This window comes from Escherichia sp. E2748 (assembly GCF_005781125.1).
Lineage (GTDB): Bacteria > Pseudomonadota > Gammaproteobacteria > Enterobacterales > Enterobacteriaceae > Escherichia.
Genome location: NZ_VATP01000019.1, coordinates 241251 through 252583, shown reverse-complemented (window position 1 = coordinate 252583; position 11333 = coordinate 241251). Strand labels below are relative to the sequence as shown.

The following is an 11333-nucleotide window of genomic DNA, read 5'->3' as shown; positions in this document are numbered from 1 at the left end:
CTGGTGGGTGTTGGTAGCACGTGCCAGCCATTCGCTCATGCTTACTGGTCACAAGCGAACCACGGCCCACTGCTTTAGCGCAAAAGCAGAGTGAGCCTACCAGAGTTACGCTTACTGATCCATGAAAAATACTGTAAAAATAAACAGTGTTGATTTAATCAACGCTGATTGCCTGCATTTTATTCAGTCCCTGCCTGATGATTCCATTGACCTGATTGTTACCGATCCGCCGTACTTCAAGGTGAAACCCAACGGCTGGGACAATCAGTGGAAAGGGGACGAAGATTACCTTAAGTGGCTGGACCACTGTCTGGCCCAGTTCTGGCGGGTGTTAAAACCTGCCGGAAGCCTTTACCTGTTCTGTGGGCATCGCCTGGCATCTGATATTGAGATCATGATGCGTGAACGTTTCAACGTGCTTAACCATATCATCTGGGCGAAGCCGTCCGGACGTTGGAATGGGTGTAATAAAGAAAGTCTGCGCGCATATTTTCCTGCCACAGAGCGCGTTCTGTTTGCTGAACATTACCAAGGGCCATATCGCGGCAAAAGTGACGGCTATGCGGCAAAAGAAAGGGAACTCAAACAGCACATAATGGCACCGCTGATATCGTATTTCAGGGATGCTCGTGCCGAACTGGGTATAACGGCAAAACAAATTGCCGAAGCCACAGGTAAGAAAAATATGGTTTCCCACTGGTTTGGTGCCAGTCAGTGGCAGTTGCCGAATGAGGCTGACTATCGGAAGTTACAGGCACTGTTTTCCCGTATAGCGGCAGAGAAGTTTCAGGAACAACAACTGGAACAACCACACCACCAGCTGGTGGCATCTTATGATTCACTGAATCGCAAATATTCTGAATTGCTGGATGAGTTTAAATCTCTCCGGCGCTATTTCTCCGTATCAGTCTCCGTGCCTTATACCGATGTCTGGATGCATAAACCCGTTCAGTTCTACCCGGGTAAACATCCGTGTGAGAAACCGGCGGATATGCTCAGGCAAATAATCAATGCCAGTAGTCGACCTGGTGATCTGGTTGCTGATTTTTTTATGGGATCCGGTTCCACAATAAAAGCAGCAATGGCGCTGGGGCGTCGGGCCTTAGGTGTTGAGCTTGAGTCAGAGCGGTTTAACCAGACAGTGAAAGAGATAAACGAGCTGGTGGGGAAATAATCTGGTGGCCACGTCAGGTGGCCTTTTTATTTCCATTACACAGCACCCGCATCTGCGAGGTGGGGTTATGAAATCCATGGATAAGTTAACAACGGGTGTCGCCTATGGCACCTCAGCAGGTAGTGCCGGGTACTGGTTTTTACAGTTGCTCGATAAAGTCACGCCCTCACAGTGGGCGGCAATAGGTGTGCTGGGTAGTCTGGTGTTTGGCCTGCTGACGTATCTGACAAATCTTTATTTCAAGATTAAAGAAGACAAGCGTAAGGCTGCACGGGGAGAGTAATTCAATGACTCAAAACTATGAACTGATTGTGAAAGGGATCCGCAATTTTGATAATAAAGTTACGGTAACTTTAGCGTTACGGGACAAAAAACGCTTTGACGGTGAAATTTTTGACCTGGACATCTCGCTGGACCGTGTTGAAGGTGCCGCGCTGGAGTTTTATGAGGCAGCAGCCAGAAGGAGCATCAGACAGGTCTTCCTGGATGTTGCTGCTGGGTTATGTGAAGGGGACGAGCTGTTGCCAGAAACGCGCCCCTGTTCAGAGGCGCGGTATACCATAAAAATTAACAGTTCTGATAACTCGATTACGGGTTGTTAGCTTTTTGCAGTTGGCTTTCCAGTATCTTTCATTGGTAGCATCCTGATAAATATCCATGAGCGCAAAAATCAAATACGGCCTGTCAGCTGCTGTTCTGGCGCTGATTGCTGCAGGCGCGTCTGCTCCTCAAATACTTGACCAGTTTCTGGATGAAAAAGAGGGTAACCACACTACGGCATACCGCGATGGTTCCGGTATATGGACCATCTGTCGTGGTGCCACAATGGTGGATGGTAAGCCCGTCATACCGGGAATGAAGCTGTCGAAGGAAAAATGCGACCAGGTTAACGCTATTGAACGTGATAAGGCGCTGGCATGGGTGGAGCGCAATATTAAAGTACCACTGACCGAACCACAGAAAGCGGGTATAGCGTCATTTTGTCCCTATAACATTGGCCCCGGTAAGTGTTTCCCGTCGACGTTTTATAAGCGGCTGAATGCCGGTGATCGTAAGGGCGCATGCGAGGCGATTCGCTGGTGGATAAAAGATGGTGGGCGCGATTGCCGCATACGTTCAAATAACTGCTATGGACAGGTTATTCGTCGTGACCAGGAAAGCGCATTAGCCTGTTGGGGGATAGATCAGTGAGCAGAGTCGCCGCGATTATTTATGCTCTGGTTATCTGCATCATCGTCTGCCTGTCATTGGCTGTTAATCATTACCGTGATAACGCCATCGCCTACAAAGAACAGCGCGATAAGGCCGCATCCATTATCGCTGACATGCAGAAACGTCAACGTAATGTAGCTGAACTCGATGCCAGATATACAAAGGAGCTTGCTGATGCTAACGCGACTATCGAAAGTCTCCGTGCTGATGTTTCTGCTGGGCGTAAGCGCCTGCAAGTCGCCGCCACCTGTGCAAAGTCAACGACCGGAGCCAGCGGCATGGGCGATGGAGAAAGCCCAAGACTTACAGCAGATGCTGAACTCAATTATTACCGTCTCAGAAGTGGAATCGACAGGATAACCGCGCAGGTTAACTACCTGCAGGAGTACATCAGGACGCAATGCCTGAAATAATTTTTTTGCAAATCACAAAGTCAATTTAATGAGCCTCGCGATGCGGGGCTTTTTGCAATAAATGCGTACCGCAACGCATGTTTTTTACACCGAACCTGCCCCTTTGGAATGGGCCTTTGAGGATACCAGTTAGTGCTGGCGAGCCTCGGTGGGCTGGTTTCCTGTGCGGCAAAGGTTCATTTCAAAGAGTAGGTACACGCTATGAAATCATTAACCCTCTTCAATCAACCAATTCGTATCGGTGAAGATGGCATGATCTGCCTCACTGATATGTGGAAAGCCAGTGGTAAAAGTGAATCTGAATCTCCGTACCACTACCTGCGAAACAAGCAGACCAAAGAGTTCTTAGCCGAGCTGGAGAAAAACCACGAATCTGTGGTTTTTACTGAGCGCGGTGTACACGGTGGAACATATGGCGGGAAGTTTGTTGCTTATGATTATGCAGCATGGCTAAACCCCGGATTTAAATATGCAGCCTATAAAGTCCTGGATGACTACTTCACCGGAGAACTTCAGCATCGCAACAGCTTAAGTGCGCAGCTCAATATGAAGTGTCATGAGTTTGATCAGAAAAAAGATATGGCGAGCTTCTGTGGACAAGGGCTGGCGGCATGGCGCTATACGAAGCCAGTGTTGGTCGCTGAGATTAACTCCCTGGCTAACCAGCTGCAGATAACGATCCCCGGGCTTCCGGGATGAGTGATCGTGTCATTGAATGCGCCTCCAGAGCGGGGCGCGACTTCTCAGAGTTCATGAAAGGCGAGAAGGGCATGATGGAAGCATTGGCCTCGGTGGATGAGTTTGGCGAGCAGCTGCGCCTCAACGGCTGTGTCAATCATCACTTTGTTAGCTACATGATGCGGAACTCGATCATGCAGGCATTCATGGACATGGCAAAAGCCGAGAGGAAAGAAGAGCGCCGGCGTAAGCGAGCGGAAGCAAAAGCGAAGTAGCCATTACAAAGCCCATCTACTGGTGGGCTTGATAATGGCTTATACCCTACACGGGATAACTTAACTGATATCCCTTTTAACGGATAAAGGTATTCAAGCCTGACACATCATGCGCTGTATCGTCGCTGTATTCCTGCATTAACCATGACCGTAGCCCGACGGGGAACTCCTTCTGCGCGAGTGTGCGGGAATAATCAAAAACGATGCACACCGGGTTTTTACCGCGCTAATGATTCGCGGGTTTGTCCCTCATGCTCGCCAGTCCTGTGCGGGGGTGGAAGAAACAGGACACTCACACAGATTCTTGTGGGTCGATGCTATTCCTTTCTGGATTATCCCGATGCCATTCATGCAAGGGCTGTATCAGACGTTCGTCATGGCTGTCAGGCTGACGGGTCCTCCCGGTGGGGTGGCCTGCCACGGGGCGGGAGCGTCGCGGAAAAAGGCTAGTTTTTGAAATTTCATTCGTCATCACCACTACTGTAATGTATTGATATTACAGTGGTTTTATTTTTGTGGTGTCGATTTTGATTGTTTTTTGTTCATCGCTAACACCGTTTGCCTAAAGTTGTTCGCAAGATGCATGTTTAAAACATTCTGGAGCGGGTATGGATCGAGAGTTAAAAAATCTGACGCTGAATATCAGTCAACTGGCGGCACTGTCAGGTGTACATCGCCAGACTGCTGCGGCAAGGCTGCAAAATCTACCCGTTGCAGGGGGGCATGAAAGCAACCTCAAGCTTTATCGGGTGGTTGATATTGTGTCGGCATTTCTGGCATTACCACCGCCGGTTGCAGAAGGCGAAATGGACGCGCATGAGCGCAAAGCCTGGTATCAGTCTGAACGTGAGCGTCTTAAGTTCGAACAGGAAACGGCACAACTCATTCCGGCCAGTGATGTCAGACGGGAGTTTGCCATCTGGGCAAAAGCGGTCGTGCAGGTGCTGGAGACATTACCGGATATTCTTGAACGTGACTGCGGTCTGCAGCCTGCCGCTGTGAGCCGTGTTCAGTCCATTATTGATGATCTGCGCGATCAGATAGCCCTGCGGGTGACTGAAGCAGGTGCGGATGATGAGGAGGAATTACAGCAGGAGGAGTAATGCTGAATCAGGAAACCGCAAAGGCAGCACGAACCGATTCAGGTTATATCCTTCGCGCACCGAGACGAATGCGGGTTGCTGATGCCGTTGCTCAGTATATGCGGGTGCCCATGGGGGCAGGGAACTCAGTCCCGTGGGATCCGCTGGTGGCACCGTATGTTATTGAGCCGATGAACTGCCTGGCCTCGCGTGAATACGACGCAGTGATATTTGTTGGCCCGGCACGAACCGGCAAGACTATCGGCCTGATTGACGGCTGGGTGATTTACAACGTGATTTGCGATCCTGCTGATATGCTGATTATTCAGATGACGGAGGAAAAAGCCCGCGAACACTCCAAAAAACGACTCGCCAGAACGTTTCGCGTCAGCCCGGAAGTGGTCAGTCGCCTGAGTCCGAACAAAAATGACAACAACGTTTATGACAGAACATTCCTTGCTGGTAACTACCTGAAAATCGGCTGGCCGTCAGTCAATATCATGTCCTCATCAGATTATAAATGCGTCGCGCTGACGGATTATGACCGTTTTCCGGAAGATATTGATGGCGAGGGGGATGCTTTCTCTCTTGCCTCAAAACGTACCACAACATTTATGTCCAGTGGTATGACGCTGGTGGAGAGTTCCCCCGGCAGGGATGTGAAGGATGTGAAATGGCGACGGACTTCACCGCATGAGGCTCCACCAACCACGGGGATACTATCGCTCTATAACCGTGGCGATCGCCGTCGCTGGTACTGGCCCTGTCCACACTGTGGTGAGTATTTTCAGCCCTGCGGCGATGTGGTTGCTGGTTTCCGTGATATTGCCGATCCCGTGCTGGCAAGTGAGGCGGCTTATATTCAGTGTCCTTCCTGTTCAGGACGGATTATGCCTGAACAAAAACGTGAGCTGAACGGACGTGGGGTCTGGTTGCGGGATGGTGAATCCATCAATGCGGATGGCAGTCGTTATGGTGATCCCCGACGCTCACGTATTGCGTCATTCTGGATGGAGGGTCCGGCAGCTGCTTACCAGACACTCTCGCAACTCGTTTACAAACTGCTTACTGCAGAACAGGAATACGAGACAACCGGAAGTGAAGAAACACTCAAGACGGTTATCAATACCGACTGGGGATTACCTTATCTTCCCCGCGCCAGCATGGAGCAACGAAAAAGTGAACTGCTTGAGCAGCGGGCAGAGCCAGTTCCTTCCCGCAGTGTGCCGGATGGCGTTAATTTCCTTGTGGCGACAGTGGATGTGCAGGCGGGACGTCATCGCCGTTTTGTGGTTCAGGTAACGGGCTATGGCAGCCGTGGCGAACGCTGGATTATTGATCGTTACAACATCACGCAGTCATTGCGCGGTGACAGCGACGGGGAGAGCCAGCGAATTGATCCGGCCAGCTATCCGGAAGACTGGGATGTCCTGCTGACGGATGTTTTTCATAAAAGCTGGCCGCTGGCCTCCGATCCTTCTCAACAAATGCGACTGATGGCAATGGCGGTGGACTCCGGCGGTGAAGACGGGGTCACTGATAATGCCTATAAATTCTGGCGTCGTTGCCGTCGTGATGGCCTTGGTAAACGTATTTACCTGTTTAAGGGCGACAGCATCCGGCGCGCAAAACTGATCACCCGTACATTCCCTGATAACACCGGACGAACGGGCCGACGGGCGCAGGCCGCAGGTGATGTGCCGCTCTGGCTTCTTCAGACGGATGCACTGAAAGACCGGGTGAATAACGCGTTATGGCGTGACTCGCCAGGTCCCGGCTATGTGCATTTCCCTGACTGGCTGGGGAGCTGGTTTTACGACGAACTGACGTATGAAGAGCGGAGCAGTGACGGGAAATGGAGTAAGCCGGGTCGCGGTGCCAACGAAGCTTTTGACCTGATGGTGTATGCCGAGGCTCTGGTCATTCTGCATGGATACGAAAAGATCCGCTGGCCGGATGCACCGGAGTGGGCGAGCCGGGAAACCTGGCTGGAGTGTGTCCCGGACAGTACCGAACCGTCACCCTCACCGGAACCGGTATCCACGCCTGTTAAAAAACAAAAACGGAAGAAAACAGTAACTGACGATGTTAACCCCTGGCTGACTTCCGGAGGATGGTTATGAACCAGAATGATATCGAAGCCATGATTCAGCGTTATACGGAAGCTGAAATGGCGGTGCTGGACGGAAAATCCGTCACCTTTAATGGTCAGCAGATGACCATGGAAAACTTATCTGAGATCCGGCAGGGACGGCAGGAGTGGGAGCGCCGCCTTGCGGCTCTGATTACACGACGACGGGGGCATCCCGGGTACCGGCTGGCGAGGTTCTGATGGCAATTCTTGATGATGTGATTGGCGTTTTTTCACCAGGATGGAAAGCGGCAAGGCTGCGTTCCCGGGCGGTGATCCAGGCTTATGAGGCCGTAAAAACTACGCGGACACACAAAGCCCGGCGGGAAAACCGAACTGCCGACCAGTTAAGCCAGTACGGGGCCGTGTCGTTACGTGAGCAGGCCCGTTACCTTGATAACAACCACGATCTGGTCATTGGTGTATTTGACAAGCTGGAAGAACGGGTGGTGGGGAAAAACGGGATTATTGTCGAGCCACATCCGGTATTACGCAATGGGGCCATTGCCCGTGATCTGGCAGCGGAGATACGCACCCGATGGAGTGAATGGTCTGTCAGTCCGGAAGTTACCGGGCAGTTTACCCGTCCGATGCTGGAACGTCTGATGCTGCGTACCTGGCTGCGCGATGGTGAGGTGTTTGCCCAGATGGTTTCCGGGCGCATAAACAGCCTGACGCCTTCTGCCGGTGTTCATTTCTGGCTGGAGGCACTCGAGCCAGACTTTATTCCCATGACCAGTGATGAGAGCAACAGGCTGAATCAGGGCGTGTTTGTTGATGACTGGGGGCGTCCCGAAAAATATCTGGTGTATAAAAGTCGTCCTGTATCCGGACGGCAGATGGAAACCAAAGAAGTGGATGCAGAGCGAATGCTGCATCTTAAATTTGTTCGCCGTCTGCACCAGATGCGCGGGACGTCTTTATTGTCCGGTGTGCTGATCCGCCTCAGTGCCCTGAAAGAATATGAAGATTCTGAGCTGACTGCAGCAAGGATCGCTGCTGCTCTGGGGATGTACATCCGCAAAGGCGACGGACAGAGCTATGAAACGGATGGTAATGACAGCAAGGAGAATGAACGCGAGCTTACCATTCAGCCAGGCATTATTTACGACGATCTGAAACCCGGCGAAGAAATCGGAATGGTGAAGTCGGATCGCCCCAATCCTAACCTTGAAACTTTTCGTAATGGTCAGTTGCGTGCCGTGGCGGCGGGCAGTCGTCTGAGTTTTTCCAGTACAGCGCGCAACTATAACGGCACTTACAGCGCCCAGCGTCAGGAGCTGGTTGAATCCACTGATGGCTACCTGATCCTGCAGGACTGGTTTATTGGTGCCGTCACCCGCCCGATGTATCGTGCCTGGCTGAAACAGGCTGTGGCATCCGGTGTTATCAGGCTACCCCGCGATCTTGACCGTTCTTCACTGTATACCGCGGTGTATTCCGGACCGGTGATGCCGTGGATTGACCCTGTTAAGGAGGCTGAGGCCTGGAAAATTCAGATTCGTGGTGGAGCGGCGACAGAATCAGACTGGGTACGTGCAGGTGGTCGTAATCCGGATGATGTCAAACGTCGGCGCAAGGCAGAAATTGATGAAAACCGCAAGCTGGATCTGGTATTTGATACCGATCCGGCCAGTGATAAAGGAGGCAGCAGTGCCGCAACGAAACGACAGGAGCCGCAGCACACCGACGACCAGTCCGAAGAATAATTCCTGGTTCAGGATGCAGGCTGGTCACCAGAGTGACGCGGATATTTATATTTATGACGAGATTGGTTTCTGGGGTGTTACAGCGAAGCAGTTTATCAGTGATCTGAATGCACTGGGCGATATCACCCACATTAATCTCCATATTAATTCACCGGGTGGCGATGTCTTTGAAGGCATCGCCATTTTTAATGCGCTGAAAACACATGGTGCGTCCATTACCGTTTATGTCGACGGTGTGGCGGCGTCAATGGCGTCGGTCATTGCGATGGTGGGAAACCCGGTCATTATGCCGGAAAACACCTTCATGATGATTCATAAACCATTTGGCTTTACGGGCGGTGATGCGGAGGACATGCGCACCTATGCCGACCTGCTCGATAAGGTTGAGGCGGTTCTGTTACCCGCTTATGCACAGAAAACCGGGAAAACCACCGATGAAATTGCTGCCATGCTGGCGGATGAGACCTGGATGTCCGGTGCCGAATGTCTGGCACATGGATTTGCTGATCAGGTAACGCCAGCCGTTAAGGCAATGGCATGTATTCAGTCAAAACGTACAGAGGAATTTAAAAAGATGCCGGAATCCATTCGAAACATGATTACTCCGCCACGCAACAGTGCTCCACGCGTACAGGATAATGAACCTGTAGCCTCCCGGACGCCAGTGCAGGCAGCAGCACCCGTGGTGGATGAAAACAGTATCCGTGCGCAGGTACTGGCAGAGCAAAAAGCGCGTGTAAACGGTATTAATGATTTGTTTGCCATGTTTGGCGGGCGTTATCAGACGCTGCAGGCTCAGTGTCTTGCCGATCCTGAATGTTCGCTGGAGCAGGCCCGCGAAAAGCTGTTGAACGAGATGGGGCGCGAGTCCACGCCATCCAATAAAAATACCCCGGCTCATATTTATGCCGGTAACGGTAATTTTGTGGGGGACGGGATCCGCCAGGCGCTGATGGCGCGTGCCGGATTTGAAAAAACCGAACGTGATAATGTCTACAACGGGATGACCCTGCGTGAATATGCTCGTATGTCACTGACTGAACGGGGGATTGGGGTTTCCAGTTATAACCCGATGCAGATGGTCGGTGCGGCGTTCACACACAGTACGTCTGACTTCGGTAATATTCTGCTGGATGTTGCGAACAAAGCCATTCTGCAGGGCTGGGAAGATGCCCCTGAAACCTATGAACAGTGGACGCGGAAAGGTCAGTTGTCTGATTTTAAAATTGCCCATCGTGTGGGTATGGGGGGCTTCAGTGCTCTGCGTCAGGTGCGTGAAGGGGCGGAATATAAATACGTCACCACCGGAGATAAACAGGCCACTATTGCACTGGCGACCTATGGCGAGCTGTTCAGTATCACCCGTCAGGCCATTATCAATGATGATCTGAATATGCTGACCGATGTCCCGATGAAACTGGGCCGTGCGGCGAAATCCACTATTGCCGATCTGGTTTATGCCATTCTGACGTCTAACCCGAAAATCTCCACAGATAATGTAAGTCTGTTCGATAAAGCGAAACATGCAAACGTACTGGAGAGCGCTGCAATGGACGTGGCATCGCTGGATAAAGCCCGCCAGTTGATGCGTGTTCAGAAAGAGGGGGAGCGTCATCTGAATATTCGTCCTGCGTTCGTACTGGTACCGACGGCGATGGAGTCTGTTGCTAACCAGGTCATTCGCTCCTCAAGTGTCAAGGGGGCTGACATTAACGCCGGTATTATTAACCCGGTGAAAGATTTTGCGACCGTTATTGCAGAGCCTCGTCTTGATGATAACAGCCAGACCACTTTCTACCTGGCTGCGTCCAAAGGCTCCGATACGATTGAAGTGGCTTATCTCAACGGTGTGGATACGCCATATATTGATCAGATGGAGGGCTTCAGTGTGGATGGCGTGACAACGAAAGTGCGTATTGACGCCGGTGTCGCGCCAGTTGATCACCGCGGTCTGGTGAAATGTACGGCGTAAACGTCGCAGACAACAACTCTGATGGCCCGTAAGGGCTTTTTTTGTACCTGAAATCAGCCCCTGAACGGGGCTGTGCGGAGACAGTTATGGCAAAGAATTTTGTAGAAGAAGGAAAAACGGTGGCGATTGTTGCCAGTGCAGCCATCAGCAGCGGAGATCTGGTGCAGGTGGGCGATGTTTTTGCGGTGGCGCTGACCGATATTCCACAGGGTGAAACAGGCGACGGCATGACCGAAGGTGTGTTTATGCTGCCTAAGCTGAAAACGGATGACATGAAAACGGGTAAGAAGGTTTATCTGAAGTCCGGAAAAGTTCAGCTGACTAACAGCGGCTCTGATCCGCTGGTCGGGGTTGTCTGGGCAGATGCTGGAACCAGTGCAGAAGAAGTGCCGGTAAAACTCAATGTCTGATCCCTTTTCCCGGTTGGCAGCGCGTATGGATGCTATCACGGTCAGAAAGATGGGAAAGACAGCCTCGATTAATGATGTCGATATGACTGTGATCCCTGGAGAAACACTGGCAGAGCTGAATGCTCTGTCCGGACCTGCGGTCTCTCTGGTGGTGTTTTCTTCGGGATACCGCCCACGGCGCGGGGATCGCGTTGTTTATGACGGACAACAATGGACGGTCACACGGCATGAACGCTTTAACGGTAAGCCAATGATTTTTATTGAGTAAAGAGGTGTG

At 51.6% G+C, this 11333-nt stretch carries 14 protein-coding genes; all 14 read left to right on the top strand.

The genetic code is table 11. The features are described from left to right. The first annotated feature begins 121 nt into the window (after positions 1-121). On the top strand, positions 122-1174 hold the full coding sequence (locus FEK42_RS16250; protein WP_000799656.1) for a site-specific DNA-methyltransferase: 1053 nt from the start codon (positions 122-124) through the stop codon (positions 1172-1174). 67 nt (positions 1175-1241) lie between these two features. Continuing rightward, positions 1242-1457: a phage lysis protein EssD gene (gene essD, locus FEK42_RS16245; RefSeq protein WP_000839596.1), complete on the top strand. Its 216-nt coding sequence runs from the start codon at positions 1242-1244 to the stop codon at positions 1455-1457. A gap of 4 nt (positions 1458-1461) precedes the next feature. After that, on the top strand, positions 1462-1776 hold the full coding sequence (locus FEK42_RS16240) for a DUF1327 domain-containing protein (protein WP_135493256.1): 315 nt from the start codon (positions 1462-1464) through the stop codon (positions 1774-1776). Positions 1777-1831: 55 nt separating this feature from the next. Next, complete coding sequence (locus tag FEK42_RS16235) at positions 1832-2365, top strand: lysozyme (RefSeq protein ID WP_001274714.1); 534 nt, start codon at positions 1832-1834, stop codon at positions 2363-2365. Further along, the gene (locus FEK42_RS16230) at positions 2362-2799 is read left to right on the top strand and encodes a lysis protein (protein WP_135493257.1); all 438 of its coding nucleotides are present in this window, start codon (positions 2362-2364) and stop codon (positions 2797-2799) included. The genes FEK42_RS16235 and FEK42_RS16230 overlap by 4 nt, the downstream gene beginning before the upstream one ends. Before the next feature lie 201 nt (positions 2800-3000). Next, entirely contained in the window at positions 3001-3498 is a 498-nt protein-coding gene (locus tag FEK42_RS16225) for a KilA-N domain-containing protein (RefSeq protein WP_000839225.1), read from the top strand. After that, entirely contained in the window at positions 3495-3752 is a 258-nt protein-coding gene (locus tag FEK42_RS16220; protein ID WP_001283921.1) for a hypothetical protein, read from the top strand. The genes FEK42_RS16225 and FEK42_RS16220 overlap by 4 nt, the downstream gene beginning before the upstream one ends. A gap of 608 nt (positions 3753-4360) precedes the next feature. Continuing rightward, complete coding sequence (locus tag FEK42_RS16210) at positions 4361-4855, top strand: DUF1441 family protein (RefSeq protein WP_000373425.1); 495 nt, start codon at positions 4361-4363, stop codon at positions 4853-4855. After that, positions 4855-6957 carry a phage terminase large subunit family protein gene (locus tag FEK42_RS16205; RefSeq protein WP_000934130.1) on the top strand — a complete coding sequence of 701 codons (2103 nt, stop codon included), beginning with the start codon at positions 4855-4857 and terminating at the stop codon, positions 6955-6957. Before FEK42_RS16210 ends, FEK42_RS16205 begins: the two co-directional genes overlap by 1 nt. Continuing rightward, complete coding sequence (locus FEK42_RS16200) at positions 6954-7166, top strand: hypothetical protein (protein ID WP_001072975.1); 213 nt, start codon at positions 6954-6956, stop codon at positions 7164-7166. The genes FEK42_RS16205 and FEK42_RS16200 overlap by 4 nt, the downstream gene beginning before the upstream one ends. Next, on the top strand, positions 7166-8674 hold the full coding sequence (locus tag FEK42_RS16195; RefSeq protein ID WP_000985957.1) for a phage portal protein: 1509 nt from the start codon (positions 7166-7168) through the stop codon (positions 8672-8674). Before FEK42_RS16200 ends, FEK42_RS16195 begins: the two co-directional genes overlap by 1 nt. Then, the gene (locus tag FEK42_RS16190) at positions 8619-10646 is read left to right on the top strand and encodes a ClpP-like prohead protease/major capsid protein fusion protein (RefSeq protein WP_021538845.1); all 2028 of its coding nucleotides are present in this window, start codon (positions 8619-8621) and stop codon (positions 10644-10646) included. Before FEK42_RS16195 ends, FEK42_RS16190 begins: the two co-directional genes overlap by 56 nt. An 86-nt stretch (positions 10647-10732) precedes the next feature. Next, a complete protein-coding gene (locus tag FEK42_RS16185) occupies positions 10733-11056 on the top strand; it encodes a DUF2190 family protein (protein WP_001097050.1) in 324 nt (107 codons plus the stop codon). Further along, positions 11049-11324 (top strand): DNA breaking-rejoining protein, encoded by a 276-nt coding sequence (locus tag FEK42_RS16180; RefSeq protein ID WP_001283153.1) that lies wholly within the window; start codon positions 11049-11051, stop codon positions 11322-11324. The genes FEK42_RS16185 and FEK42_RS16180 overlap by 8 nt, the downstream gene beginning before the upstream one ends. Positions 11325-11333 lie beyond the last annotated feature (9 nt).